Source organism: Aestuariibacter sp. A3R04, assembly GCF_018860805.1.
Taxonomy (GTDB): Bacteria; Pseudomonadota; Gammaproteobacteria; order Enterobacterales; family Alteromonadaceae; genus Alteromonas.
In genome coordinates, this window is the sequence record NZ_JAHKQR010000002.1 from 310,393 (window position 1) to 324,731 (window position 14,339).

9 protein-coding genes are annotated in these 14,339 nt (G+C 47.9%); all 9 read right to left on the minus strand.

Annotated features, from left to right (window positions below):
* Positions 1–11: 11 nt before the first annotated feature.
* Entirely contained in the window at positions 12–3,755 is a 3,744-nt protein-coding gene (locus tag KO518_RS04620; RefSeq protein ID WP_216024662.1) for a TonB-dependent receptor domain-containing protein, read from the minus strand.
* Between the two features lie 152 nt (positions 3,756–3,907).
* Positions 3,908–5,335, minus strand: a complete 1,428-nt coding sequence (locus KO518_RS04625) for an aldehyde dehydrogenase (RefSeq protein ID WP_216024663.1) — start codon at positions 5,333–5,335, stop codon at positions 3,908–3,910.
* Positions 5,332–6,483, minus strand: a complete 1,152-nt coding sequence (locus KO518_RS04630) for a mandelate racemase/muconate lactonizing enzyme family protein (RefSeq protein WP_216024664.1) — start codon at positions 6,481–6,483, stop codon at positions 5,332–5,334. The genes KO518_RS04625 and KO518_RS04630 overlap by 4 nt, the downstream gene beginning before the upstream one ends.
* Before the next feature lie 200 nt (positions 6,484–6,683).
* Entirely contained in the window at positions 6,684–8,126 is a 1,443-nt protein-coding gene (locus tag KO518_RS04635; protein ID WP_216024665.1) for a sulfatase, read from the minus strand.
* Positions 8,107–9,675: a sulfatase-like hydrolase/transferase gene (locus KO518_RS04640; RefSeq protein WP_252735897.1), complete on the minus strand. Its 1,569-nt coding sequence runs from the start codon at positions 9,673–9,675 to the stop codon at positions 8,107–8,109. Before KO518_RS04640 ends, KO518_RS04635 begins: the two co-directional genes overlap by 20 nt.
* Before the next feature lie 383 nt (positions 9,676–10,058).
* Positions 10,059–10,808 (minus strand): FadR/GntR family transcriptional regulator, encoded by a 750-nt coding sequence (locus KO518_RS04645; protein WP_216024666.1) that lies wholly within the window; start codon positions 10,806–10,808, stop codon positions 10,059–10,061.
* Between the two features lie 236 nt (positions 10,809–11,044).
* Positions 11,045–11,710 (minus strand): 2-dehydro-3-deoxy-6-phosphogalactonate aldolase, encoded by a 666-nt coding sequence (locus KO518_RS04650; protein ID WP_252735899.1) that lies wholly within the window; start codon positions 11,708–11,710, stop codon positions 11,045–11,047.
* Entirely contained in the window at positions 11,703–12,605 is a 903-nt protein-coding gene (locus KO518_RS04655; protein ID WP_216024667.1) for a 2-dehydro-3-deoxygalactonokinase, read from the minus strand. The genes KO518_RS04650 and KO518_RS04655 overlap by 8 nt, the downstream gene beginning before the upstream one ends.
* The gene (locus tag KO518_RS04660) at positions 12,602–14,200 is read right to left on the minus strand and encodes an MFS transporter (RefSeq protein WP_371742241.1); all 1,599 of its coding nucleotides are present in this window, start codon (positions 14,198–14,200) and stop codon (positions 12,602–12,604) included. Before KO518_RS04660 ends, KO518_RS04655 begins: the two co-directional genes overlap by 4 nt.
* Between the last annotated feature and the right edge of the window lie 139 nt (positions 14,201–14,339).

Below are 14,339 nucleotides of genomic sequence, written 5' to 3' on the forward strand. Positions count from 1 at the left end.
ACCAATAAACGTTAGAAAGTGCCGCGAATACCCAGACGGAACTGGCGACCGGTTCTAAATGCTGACACCGTTCTAGCTGTGGTAATGCTGTCGTCTTCAATGACGTTTCCTTCGTCAAGCACAACCGTTTGATCGTTTGGATTCGATAAATCGGTGGTATTCGAACTGGCAAAGAACACGCGACGCAAATCATCGGTAAGGTTCAGTGCCTGGAACGTTAAGGTCAGGTTCTCGGTTAATTTGAAGTTTGAGCTAAAGTCCAAACGGTGAGTGGCGTCTTGCCACGTAGCTCCGCCTTGTGCCCCCTGACTAACCAGCTGTACATCGTTAAACCGATGCGCTAAGCGCAGGCTGATACCGTCTTTTTCCCAAAACAAAGTAGTATTGGAGGAATACTTTGGCGTATACGGTTGAGGCAATGGCTTAAACTGCAAGCCAGTGGTACCAATTTCTTCCACGTCTCTCTCTGAATCCTGATAGGTGAAATTTACACTCGCACCTAATCCGGAAAGCAAGCCTGGCAAGAAGTCATAGTTTTGTGTATAGCCCACTTCCAGCCCTCTGATATCTGCCCCTTTACTATTTATGACCGTATTCACATTCACCACATCACACTCTATATTCCACTGGTCAAAGAAGCCTGCGGTATAGCGACGCGGCATACAGTCATCGGCATCTCCCGGCGTTCTGTTTTCATCGAAAGGCAATAGTAAGTCAGCACTTTGCAAATCGTATTCAGTACGAACATCCCGGTAGTGATAAGGAATGACCACCTGCTCTTCAAAATCCTGCATATCTTTATAGAATAAAGCCACGGACAATAAGCCAGACTGATTGAAGTACCATTCGTACGATACATCAATATTGGTAGAGGTTAGCGGTTTAAGCTGCGTATTACCTGCCGAGCCAAATGAAATTCCCCACTGCGACTCTGTGATCTGCGTACGAGGATTAAGCGAATCAAAACGCGGACGCGTCATCGTTCTGCTCACAGCGAAACGCCCTATCATTTCTTCATTGATGGCGTAATTAATATTCAGGCTGGGCAGAAATACATCGTTTTCCCCATCGTTAGTCACGAACGCTGTGCGGTTTTGCACCTCATTGCCCGAACCTTGTGGGCCGGTAAACGTGGTAGTGCGATCGAGGAATGGCCAAATGTGACCCACAATGCCAAATCGCGCCCACAGACCTGCATTGGTTTGCACGAGGTTGCCATCTTGATCATAAATCAATGCGGGCAGCGGGTTGTTCTGCGTAATATTGCCGTTTTCATCAGTAAACACTAAGCGGTTTACATCAGGCCCGACTTGCCCATCAGCACCAGGAATGAGAAACGCGTTGTTCACGTTATCCCACGGAATGGTATTATCGAGCTGTCGGTTGTACGCATGGGTGATTTGCCACGCCCAGCAGTTCGACAGTTCGGCCTCATTTTGAGGTGTATAACGCACGTCGCCCACACCACTGGGCGCAACCCCCATAATGGCGTCCGGACAGGCATCGAGGTTCATATTCGCCAAACCGCGTTCCACAAGAAGGTTATACGGGTCAACAACCTGAGGAGCACGGATAAAGTTTATCCCACCGACACCGGTTGCCGTGGTTTCGTCTCTCACATATCGCAGACCTAGGTTACCGTTTAACCTGCCGCCAAAACCTTCAAAATTCACTTTGAAATACGCGGCAATAGTATCTGTTTCAATGTCTCGCGTACCGCTGATATCTTCGCGAAGCCCAACTTCACTGGCATCTTTTCCCGCCAGCAACTCCAATGCTTTTTCAGCATCGAGTAATGGCCAGCCTCCAAAAAAAGCCGCTGAACGATCTTGTTGAATATCCTCGCCGAAATTATCATACGGAAACGCATCGCCAGAGAGCATATCAGCCAGTCTAATTGACGCCATACCACGCACTTCAAAATCGGCGTTTGGATCGTCTAAGGCAATCAGATCTTCACCATTAGTGGTAATGCGGTTTTGTATAGACACTTGTTTTGAGCGGTTAGCCCACTTACCGCCAAACTGCACCGACCTGACGTAGTCGCTATCGAACAAATATTCAAAGTTCACAAAAACAGACTTGTTTTCATCTTCCAGTCTGTTCTTTCTGAACACCAGACTACCCAGGTGGTTGTGCTGCATATCGAAGGGGTTAAAGCGACTGGTAACATAAGTGGCAGAACCATCCAGCGCATCGAAAACCCCTGGAGTAATACCTGTGCTGTAGGAACACTGCGAAGGATTACCGTTCGCGCAGTCGTAACCTACGGGCTCCCATATTTCATCTGGCATCCCCATGACTACCTCGCGCCCCGCCGTTCCCCACGTATTAGTGGACATACTGATGAAGCGATCATCCTCGTCATCATCTGGAGTTTCATCAGACGTTTTAGAATAGCCTAATGTCATATCCATGCTCAGGTTATCTGTCAGTACATAATCCAGTTTGAGGGTTGCCACGTCAGTCTCAATTTCCCGCAGACCATTAGCGCGCACAAAATTACCGGCGGTGGATTTTGTTCTGGAGGTTTGAAGCGTGTTGGTCGTTAAATCTACCCCTAAGTAATCAGCCGGGTGATTTAGCGCCGCCAATGGCGCCATGTTCAGTCGTAGCTGGTGGTAATCACTCAAGACTTCCTGAGTGGTATGGGTAAGATCGAGCTGAATATCTAAGTTTGAAGTCGGCGCATACTGAAGCCCCGTGGACAGGGAGAAGCGATCACGCTCAGACGTGCTTAACGTAAAGTCGACAAAGTTGCGAGCCAGTACAAACAGGTCACCCTCGTGAAGCGTTTGAGACGACGGGTCGTAATCGAGCAGTGACTCAATGGGGTTCAACAGAGGATTGCCATCGTCGCCCACCATCACCTGCCCTTCGGCATCGCGCTGATAGCCTAAGACACGGATAGGGTTGCCCGTTGCATTGTCATAGGCGATACGGCCGCCAGTATCACCAAAGTCATCAATAGGAATAGCTGCTAGCCAATTCGTATTGATGCGGTCTTCCCGGGTTTTCTGCTTGTCCTTGGTAGCCGTAATAACGAAACCAAAAGTATCATCGAGAAACTTATCCGCGTAGCTGGCGTTTAATCGATAATCGTTTTCGCTGGAAAACTCATTATATCGCCCTTCTGCAGTAAAAGAGCGGCGAGGTTTATTCAATCGCAGAGGTTTTACAGTGTTTAGTACAACCGTCCCCCCTAAAGAACCTTCATCCTGATCGGCAGCGGCCGTTTTTAGCACGTCTATAGACGACAAGATATCAGACGAGAAGGTACTCAAATCAACGGAATTGTCGTTGGTCGCCGTTGCACTTGAACCGTCGGTACTCAAGCCGCCTGTTAATGCTACGCCGTTCATGGATATCTGGTTCAGAGAAGGGCCTGCGCCGCGGATAGACACACGCGTACCTTCCCCCGCTTCTTCCTGAACGGTTACACCGGTAACTCGGGATAACGCATCCGCAATGTTTTGGTCTGTTGATTTACCCACGTCTTCTGCGTGAATAGAATCCGTTACACCATCAGAGAAGCGCTTGGCGTTAATTGACTTCTGCAAGCTGCTTTTAAAGCCCTGAACTTCAATGATTTCTATTTCGTCATCCTGTTCAATAGCAACATTATTATTTTGCTGCTGAACCTCGATGTCGGTTTTATCTTTTTCTTCATCTTTCACTTCCTGTGCGTGCAACTGGGGACCCAGTGACATCATCACACTGAAAGAGATTGCAGTCAGTTTGAACTTTCGTTTCATGTGGTTTCTCCACTTTTTTTATGGGTGTTTTGCGCCGGCCAGGTAGCGCAAAACACTTATAGTGCGTTCTTGTACACGAACGAAAAATCAGCTTTGTATTTCGTCTTACCCAAGCAATGTAAGCTTCTTCCGTAGAACGCGTTTTTCAGGAATTAATCAATGAGTACAGACACCCGCTTGTTGGTATAAAACTCCTGCAAGCTGTACTTCGAACAATCTTTACCTACGCCGCTTTGCTTAAGTCCACCATGGGGTAACTGTACGGAATAATGCGCCTCGTTTACGCACACACTTCCCGCTCTAATACCCTTGGCGGCCTTAAACGCTTTAGTCAAACTGCTGGTATACACATAGGCAGCCAGACCAAATTCAGTATTGTTAGCTTTAGCAATCACATCGTCGCAATCGGAGAATGGAATAATGGATAACACGGGACCAAACACTTCTGTTTGCGCCACCGACATGGATTCGCTCACACCGGACAAAATGGTAGGTTTAAGATAAAAACCGGCTTTCTCTTCGGGGATTTCGCCACCTAACTCCACTTTTGCGCCCGCTTCTTTAGCTTCTGCAATAAGTGCAACAATCCGGCTCCGCTCTTTTTCACTGCTCAAAGGTCCCATGAGACGCGCACCGGCATCACCAGTTCCCAGCGTCAGTCCTCTCGCGCGTTCCACAGCCAGTGCGGTAAATTTTTCAACCAGTGATTCATGAACAAAACAGCGGTTGGGCGATACGCAAACCTGGCCAGAGTTGCTGAACTTGAGATCCACGATATCTGTCACGGCTTTTTCAAGGTTGGCATCGTCATACACCACAACCGGTGCGTTTCCACCTAACTCTACAGAGAAATGCTTCACACTGGTGCATGCAGTTTTCATCGCATTCACGCCCGCCCGTGTGGAGCCGATCATAGTAAACAATGACGTTATATCACTGGTTAACAATGGATTCGTATTGTCGTAGTTATTGGACGTGATGATATTAATCACCCCCGCAGGAAAGCCAATCTGATGCGCGAGTTCAGCGCATTTGAGTGTCGCCAGCGGGGTAACTTGTGACGGCTTAATAATGCAACTGCATCCAGACGCCAGCGACGGGCCAAGCTTGTATCCCAGGTTCAGCAACGGAAAGTTCCATGCAAGATATCCCACGACAACGCCTAGCGACTGGCGCTGAATAAAGTGATGGAATCGATCATCAGGGTCATTAATGACAGGTTGCTCAACACGCTTGGCTTCTTCAATGAAGTAACGCAGACAAGTAATAAGCATACCGAAATCGTATTCAGCGTTGTCCCTTGGCTTTCCGGTTTCTTCAATAAGCAATGCAATGATGTCTTCAGCATTGGCTTCAAGCAAATCGGCATATGCGAGGATCAGGGATTCGCGGGCCGATAACGGGGTCTCAGACCACACTGCAAACCCCTTTTCCGCTTCTGCCAGCGCTTTGTTAACCTGGGCTTCCGATATATCAGGAACATGTGTAATGACATCTGCCGTATCTGGATTGAGTACCGGGAACGTATTTTCAGCGCCCAATAACTCACCACCTATTAACATGTGGAATTCGTGTTTCATTTTGTCTCCGTTTCAGCAAATACATAAGAACGCATTGCATTTTCATTAATTTCTACACCCAGACCAGGGTCAGTTGGCACCGTAGCAATGCCATTGCTCACGTCTACTTGTTTAGTAAAGATAACGTCCCGCAGCGGGTTTTCCGTGCGGTCATATTCCAAAAACAGAGGTTTTTCTTCTCTGCGACCTGGTTCGTGATAAGCGGTAGCCAGGAAATGACAGGCACTAGCCAGATTAAACTGTGTTCCCCAAACATGAGGGATCATGTTTAAGCCCATAGAAGACGCCAAAGTTCTTATCTTCAGTGCTTCACTAGGCCCCCCGCAATAACCCAAATCTGCCTGGACAATGTCTACGCCCCCCTCTTTTAGCAAACGCTGAAAGCCAAAACGGGTTTGCTCACATTCCCCCGTCGCAATGGGCGTAATACATTTGTCACTCAGTTGACGAAACTGCGCACTGTGTTCAGGAGACAACGGTTCTTCAAACCAGGCATAGTCACAATCGTCTAGCACCTGAGCTACTTTGGTGGCTTCGCAGAGGTCATAGGCGTGATTCGAGTCTGCGGCAAGTATCATTTGAGGGAAGGCCTTGCGCATAGCACGGATCAACGCAATATCAAACTCAGGGTTTTTACCAACTTTAATTTTCATGGCTCTAAACCCTTCGTCCACATAGCCTTTGGCTTCGTCAACAAGGTGTGTGAGCAATTGGTCTTCAGGTAAATCGAGAAAGTACATTCCTGTTGCGTAACAAGGAACCTGCTCACGGAGTCTGCCACCCATCAGTTGGCTAACACTCTGCCCAAGTGCTTTGCCGCGTAAATCCCACAGGGCCATATCGATGCCAGACATGGCAGCAGTCATCACACCGCCTCGGGCAAAATCAAGGGATGCTCGCCACATGGTATGCCACAAGGCATCTGTCGACATACAAGCCCCGTTTATCAGGCGGGGGGCGTAAAATTTCTCCACCGCGGCTTGTATCACATCCGCGGGGCCGTAACACTCCCCCCAACCAGACTCGCCGTTATCAGCGATCACCTGAACTATCAGTACATTGCGCTGATTGTAGTACCACTGAGAAAAACCAAAAGGCTGCTCTAAATGACATCTCAGGTGATAGGTTTTGATACATTCAATTTTCATTTTATCTACTCTTGCGATAGGGCGGCGCCAAAACTGCTTTTCGCCACCGCAATAATACAAATATAAACATATGATGTTTATATTTCAAATATATTTACAGACTTTTAACATTTTTTGATGATTACTTAATCAATCTGGGTATGTGTGGAAATGGGGAGGCTTAACTCCCCAGGATAAGCAGTACACAAAAATTGTTGCGACTACTGCAGTTGGAAGGCTTCCCCGAAGCGCGGCATATTTGCGTCCCGCCACTCGTCGCCTTCTTTGTGTATGTGGAACCATTTGGGCGGTTGGTTTGACCACGCCCAGTGACCGGCATCTTTCACCATATCAGCAAGAATATGAGGATATTGATCACTTAAATCTTTTGTTTCCGCCCTGTCTTGTGCAACGTTGTACAGTTTCCAGCCGTCTGTTGTGGTGGTTCTCACCGCTTTCCACTGATCCCGGCGCACGGACACATCGTGAAATCCTCTTCGGTGACGCAACACAAAAAGGCTTTCACCAGGTCTCGCGCTGGTGTTATCCAGTATGTGCGGAAAAACATTCTTACCGTCTAACAGTTTCCCCGCTGGCGTCTTGGCATCAGCTAATGCCAGAAACGTCGGATAAAAATCCAATGTGGATACGGGTGCGTCATAGTGCCTGGCCTCTTTTAGCCCTTTCGGCCAGTGGAAAAACATCGGCACCCGATGACCACCTTCACGAGCACTCCCTTTCCCTTCCCGCAACGGTGCATTCTTCGCGCCCCACTTTAGTTTCCCGCCGTTGTCACTGACAAATACAATCAGGGTGTTGTCGAATTGCCCGCTGTCTTTCAGTGTTTGTACAATGCGTTTTACGCCTCTGTCTACGGCATAAACCATGGCTAGATAAGTACGGCGTTTTTTATCTTTTATATGAGAAAACAATGCCAGATCTTCTTCCTTTGCCTCTAACGGCACATGCGGCGCATTGTAAGCCAGGTAAAGGAAAAAAGGCTGAGCCTCTTCGTTCCCTGCTCTGTCGATAAAATCAACCGCTTCACGGGTAAAGGCATCGGTAAGATATTCCTTTTCCTGTACTTCCTTATCATTGCGTACTAGTGGCGTAATGTAATCATTGAAACGGGTTATTCCCATCGCTTTGGCACGCTCATACTGAGGGCGATACTGCTCAGGAAAATATTTGTGCCCGCCACCTAAGAAACCAAAAAACTCGTCGAAGCCGCGATTGTTCGGCTGATAGGGAGATTCTTCACCGAGATGCCATTTTCCTATGGCGCCGGTGTGATATCCTGCCTGTTGAAGCGCTTTACTTATAAAGGTTTCACTGGTATCTATCCCCACAGTGGAGCCGTCGACGGGCAGGTTGAACTGCGCGCCAATTTTGTGCGGATATCGCCCTGTCAACAGCGCCGTCCGACTCGGCCCGCAAAACGGGTGTGCTACATAACCGGAGGTAAATATCACCCCTTCATTTGCAAGGGCATCGAGTGCTGGCGTTTTTACGTCGTCATCCAGGCCGTGATAACCCACATCTGCATATCCGTGATCATCGGTGACAATCATCAGAATATTAGGTCGCTCCCCCTGTGACGCGAATACAGGTGCCACTGAAAAAAAACTCAGCGCTACCAATATCTTAATGGCGTGATTTTTCATTATTGTTTTCCTCAAGATAAGCTTTTGCGTGGAATTGAAGTTTCTTTAACGCGGGATCGTCCGTACGGGCCAATTCAGACATTAGCAGTTTCACCATTTCTGCCCGCGATTCTCTATAATCCCCGTTGTTGATCTGATTTATGACTTCGCCCGGGTCTTTTTTGAGATCATACAATTCATCAATATCTTCACCCGGGTTCCAAACAAATTTAAACCCTGGTGTGCGAATGGCGCGTATACCAAACCAGGCCCCGTTGTACCATTCATAGGCATACAATGCAGTATCCGGTTTGCCCGCTTCAGCTGCATCGCCCTTTTCCATCAAGGGGATAAGCGAGTGACCGTCAAAGTCATCCTCTGTTTCAAGTTGCATGATGTCCGTTAGCGTTGGCGTCACATCTATTAATGATACTTGTCGGTTAACGATACGAGGAGCCAAATCCGGATCGCGGATCAGCAGCGGCATACGCATTAACTCATCGTAGGCATAAGGCCCTTTGTCATACAGCGTGTGCTCACCCAGCATGGAACCTTGGTCGCCGAGCAATACAATGTGAAGATCGTCGTATACCCCAGCAGCTTTTGCTTCATCCAGCAACTCCCCAATAATGCGATCAACCATCGCGATGGCACCGTAATAATGTGCCCGCGCCTTGCGCCAGTCCATGTCAGACATATGGCCAACGTCATGCCAGGGCCACCAAATGCCATCCTGTGCCATTGGTTTGTTTATGCGCTTTGCCAAGTGATTACTTGGCAACGTGAGCGCTTTAGGGTCGTACATGCTGGCATAGGGTTCCGGGACGCGATACGCCGGATGGGGTTGATTGAAGCTCACAATACCAAAAAACGGACGTTCGTCTCTGGCCATCTGCGCAATCATTTGCTTACCAGCCACCACTTTTTTATATGCCTCAGTATCTTCATAAGTGCCTGGCATCGTCATGTAATACTCATGCTTTTCACTATTAGCGTCGAGTTCGCCTTCGTAATAGCCATCTACTTTAATCACTTTACTGCGTGGCACGTAAACGCGGGAGAAACGCTCTCTCGCTTCATGACCGTGTGCAAGGTCAATTTCCGCACCGCGCAACTCAGTGCCTCTCGCGCCTAGATGCCATTTCCCCACGTGCCCGACCAAATAACCAGCCTGCGACGCTTTTCGAATAAGTCCGCCTTCACTGAGGTCAAGTTCTGCCAAACGCGTATGATAAAGCTCTACGTTGTCGTCGAGCCCGGTTTTATGACCCCATTTGCCGGTATAAAATGCCGCTCTGGAAGGTGAGCACAGTCCGGTAGTCGACATAGCGTTATCAAACCGGATCGATTGCGCCGCCAGAGCATCAATATTAGGTGTGTTAACAGGCCCACCGCGATAAGAAAAGGTATCGAAGCGCATGTCGTCAAACATGAGTACAAGGACATTAGCAGGCTTCTTGTGGTGTGTGCTGGCGTCCTCTGAGGCGAACCCCGGGTTACTCGTGCTAATCATTAGCAATGTACCGAGTGCGGCAAAAACGCTTCGGGGGAATGGGTTGAAAAACGGCATTTTTACACCTTTATTTCTGACATTGTTGGAAAAAATCTATCTAATCTGTTCAACAGGGCATCGTGTCAAAGCATTTCTGTATTTGCTCAAGAGACAAGCCCACAGTTTTGATCAAACATTTCACTATGCTGACGTATTGTTTGTGGCATCAGCTTACCGACATTTTATTTATAACATGTATTTAAACATACTATGTTTAAATGTAAAGTAGTGATAACAATTGTTAATTCAGAATTTACATAAAAGTGCGCAGAATATAGCGTCAAAGGCGGGTTGGCCTGAACTTGTAGGTAGTGATGCAAACGTTGGGAAGGTGAGGAAACAATGCGCCGCTGGCAATCATACCGGCAGCGCGCGGGCAGAAGACTTACAAAGTGAGAAAGTTACTCATCTCTGAAGTCGTTACCAAATGCGGCTTTCAACCGACGAATAGCATCTTTTAGTAACTTTTCGGTAAGCGCTTCGGCACCTTCGCCGTCACCTCTGGCTATCATTTCGTAAACATCCCGGTGAAACTTAACCGAATCGCTATTGTGTCGCGGATCCTGATTTGTAATCCGTACACTAACCAGCAGCGCCGAGTAAATCATACCTTCCATTGATGAGAGAAACTCATTGTGGGCCGCACGCAACACCGCTTGATGAAACAAGGCATCGGCGACAATGAATTTCTCCAGCGAGCCGGATTCTTCTTCCATTCTAATCACAGCTTCTTCAATGGACTTCAGTGCTTCTGCGTCTGCTCTTTCTGCTGCCCACCTTGCCGCTTTCGGTTCAAAAGCCAACCTCACATCCATGAGCTGACTGATAAAGTTTCTATTAGGTGGTGCAGTAATGTGCCAAGCCAGCACATCATCATCGAGAAGAATCCACTCACTGCGCGGCCGCACTTTGGTGCCAATCCCGCGACGCACATCCAGTAACCCCTTCCCGACGAGAATTTTAACCGCATCGCGAATAACCACACGGCTTACCTGATAGCGTTCAGCCAGTGCGTTTTCTTCTTCAAGCAGCGTGCCTGGCTCAAAGGAACCTGCAACAATTCGCCGCCCCAGTTCTCTGGCAACTTGCACAGAGAGACTTGGCGTCATCTTTTTGGCCCGCTTCAAATCGTAATATACTAATTCATTCATTTGAAATGTATCCGATTACATTAAACATATGATTAAGTAAATCATAACACTTGACTGGGGCTTAATCTAATTTTCTTAATCATAAAAAGTGCGATTGAGGAAACAGCATAACACGATTCAAAGCTGGCACTGAAACGCCGTCAAACAGCCCTGGTTCCGGGTAAGAGGAAACCCAAGGTGTGGTCATAATTGACGAATTTCACTTGTCGGCGTATTCGCTAATCCTCAACCGCCCTTTACTCCTGCAGTTGATCAACACATTGACGATACTCACGAACGAAAGCCTCAGCAATTACGCGAATTTGTGCCAGTGTCATATCCGGTTTGTACAGTGCAGATCCAAGGCCAAACCCTGCTGCTCCAACTTTAATATAAGGAGCCATAGAAGCCGTTTTAGCGTCGATGCCCCCTACCGGAAACAACTTAATGTGTGGAGGAATCACACTGCGGATAGCTTTTATACCTTCGCAACCCACCATAGAAACAGGAAAGAGCTTCAATGACGTAGCCCCCGCGTGAATGGCATTAAATGCTTCGGTGGGAGTAACCACACCTGGATAGGTTTCACAATTTGCATCCACAGCCATCTTGATAACTTCGGTATTGCAATTTGGCGTGACCACCAGATTCGCGCCGGTTGCCAGCACCTCTTCAGCTAATTCCCTTCGCGTCACCGTCCCGGCTCCCAAAGACAGCGTTTTAGTACCAAAATGCGACACCAGCGAGCGAATACTCTCCAAGGCCTTTGGACTGTTCAGCGGCACTTCAATTTTGCCAAACCCAGCGGCCACCAGCACTTCAGCAACACCAATGATAGTGTCAGGTGTGACCCCACGTAATATAGCGATAAGCGGCACCACATCATCTGCGAGATTGTCCTTTGAATCCGTGTTATTAATCAAAACTGAGCTCCTTTAATATTGATGATATTCCGTCGATAAAACAGCGGTTGCCCGACAAATGCGATGCGTCGATACTTATATGGCGCGCTGCCAACAAATAACGCTGACACAGCATATCGCCACCAACCAGGGTGATAGCACTGCCGGACACACAACGCAGCTCAGCACCAATGATGACGCCGGAGAGATAATCGGCCGTTTCAGCGGCCGTCAACGTACGAAATAGCAGCAAGGGTCTAACGGAAAAGAGATCGTTTAACAGCATCCCGTTTTGCGCGCGTTCGACCCCCTTTAAAAACGCGTCTTCACTAAACTCACCAGTGGTAACACCGTCAGGGATAAGCGAAGAACCTTTACTCAGCAACGCAAACAGCTCACCAGTGAAAAACGTGCTGAATGAAGTAATAACATTCCCCATCATCACTACGTGCTTGCTGTGTGTACCGGGCAGCACAATATGTTGTTCGCGGTTCTCAATGTGTGCGAGCGCCCCCATAACCTGAATTTCTTCCCCACGCATAACGTCATAACTACCCGGCTTCGTCTCACAACTTACACCGGGTAATATCACGCCATTGGCGCCCCACGGCAGCGAAAACCGAAACGCGCCTTGTAGTAGTGCTGTTGCAGAAGCCGGCGCACTCACATAAGGCACTTGATGCCATCCGTTAGCGGACCCGACCATGCCGGCCATAACAACGGGAATAGCTGCATAGCGAGGGGTCATTTTCGCTAGTTGCGGCTCAAGCGCTTGCGCAAATTGTTTGTCTTTAACCTGCAACAGGCCAATAGGGGCTTCAATGGAATCTATCAGTTCACAAGCTGCATTCAGCCCGAAAAGCCGAAAGTTGCTCGTTCCCCAATCCACCACAAAATAAGCAATGCAATTACTCAAGATTTATCTCCTGCTGGTAAAGATGTTGGCCCGACGAGTTCGAGCTCAAGTTCTTCAATGGTTTTACCTTTTGTTTCCGGCAAAAAGGCAAACATGACGACTAATCCTACCGCACCAATAGCGGCATAGAGTAGAAATATGTTTGCCACCCCCATGTTGTCGAGCTGCCAAGGGAAAAATTGCTGAATAGACCAGGATGAGATTGTTTGCACCAGTGCAGCAAAAGGCAATGCCACACTGCGCACGTTATTGGGAAAAATTTCAGAAAAAATTACCCACATAATGGGACCAATAGACAAATTGAACGCTGCTAAGAAAGCGAAAATCCCAAACAGTACAAGGGGCGCGTTCACACCAATGATAGTTTTTTCAATGATTACGCCACTTACCATGGGCAAGGTATTTTTATCGAACAGGGCTATAAGCTCTCTTTTCAATGCAACATCAGAGCTAAAGGTTTTATCTGTTAGGCTTTCCAGTGCTTTCACGGGCAAGTTGTTCGCTTCAAAATGGGTGATTAGCGCAGTCATCGCCTGGTCGTTAAATACATAGGTGGCTTGCTTGAATCCCCACGACGTGGAACCGTGAGCCACAACAACCAACACCAGACCAGCAACAGTCAATGTTCGTCTCCCCAACTTTTCCACGAAACCGATAGCAATTAGTGTGGCAACCAATCCCACCGCGCCCGTCGTAATGGTCTGCATAAAGGTGTCTTCAACACTCATTCCCACCTGCTCAAATACCATTGGCGCAAAAAACAGTACTGCATTCATTCCGGTAGCCCCTTGTACAACGGCATAAGCTACCGCCAGCATGACAACAAATCGCAGATCCCGACTAAACAAACGGCGAAGTTGACTGGCTGTGTTAAGCGGTGCTTCCTGCGTGATTGATGCGTTAACCTGTTCAATTAACCCGGGGACTCGCTCGGGCTCGGCAATGCGGGCAAAAATTGCGCTCGCTTTCTCCTGTCGACCTTTTTTAATAAGCCAACGAGGTGATTCGGGAATACAACACAGCAGGGCAATCCAGACCACATTGGCAATGAGTTCCGCCCCCAGCATAATTCGCCAGATATTGTTGGCATCCAACCACGGCTGGGTGGCCATGGCTTTTACAAGGAAGTAATTGATAACAAAAGCCGCCAACAAACCCAGACCAATCATGAATTGATTGATGGACACAAACTTTCCGCGCTTGTCTGCAGGTGAGATTTCACCGATATACATGGCAGAAACCGTAATGGAAGCGAACGCAACGCCGCCAATAAATCGCCCCACCAGTAACATTTCGTAACTCACTGCCAATGCTGATAACAAAGATGAGAGCGAATATGTAATGCCTATGGCCAACAGAACTTTGGCTCTGCCAAATCTCTCGCACAAGGTACCGGTAAAAAACAGCGCAACGATAACTCCCAGCAACGCACAGCCTACCAACGTACCCTGCTGAATAGCATCCAGTGCAAACTCGGCGCTTACGAATCGCAGTGCACCAGAAATATTGGCTGCATCAAGCCCAAACACAAAACCACCGAACGCGGCCACCAATGCAAAAAACGCCACATTCATATCGGGGGAACGAAATCTCACGTCATCACCTTTCCATTAAAGCAAACATATTACAACAATAAACATATTATGTTTATTGCAATACAAACACAATGTTTAGATTACGTTAATTTCATTAACACAATAAAAGAGACAGTAGAAACACGGAAATTGTTATGTG

Excerpts from the sequence above, each read along its gene's own strand:
- KO518_RS04620 (WP_216024662.1), bottom strand. The coding sequence starts at position 3,755 with ATGAAACGAAAGTTCAAACTGACTGCAATCTCTTTCAGTGTGATGATG.
- KO518_RS04625 (WP_216024663.1), bottom strand. The coding sequence starts at position 5,335 with ATGAAACACGAATTCCACATGTTAATAGGTGGTGAGTTATTGGGCGCT.
- KO518_RS04630 (WP_216024664.1), bottom strand. The coding sequence starts at position 6,483 with ATGAAAATTGAATGTATCAAAACCTATCACCTGAGATGTCATTTAGAG.
- KO518_RS04635 (WP_216024665.1), bottom strand. The coding sequence starts at position 8,126 with ATGAAAAATCACGCCATTAAGATATTGGTAGCGCTGAGTTTTTTTTCA.
- KO518_RS04640 (WP_252735897.1), bottom strand. The coding sequence starts at position 9,675 with ATGCCGTTTTTCAACCCATTCCCCCGAAGCGTTTTTGCCGCACTCGGT.
- KO518_RS04645 (WP_216024666.1), bottom strand. The coding sequence starts at position 10,808 with ATGAATGAATTAGTATATTACGATTTGAAGCGGGCCAAAAAGATGACG.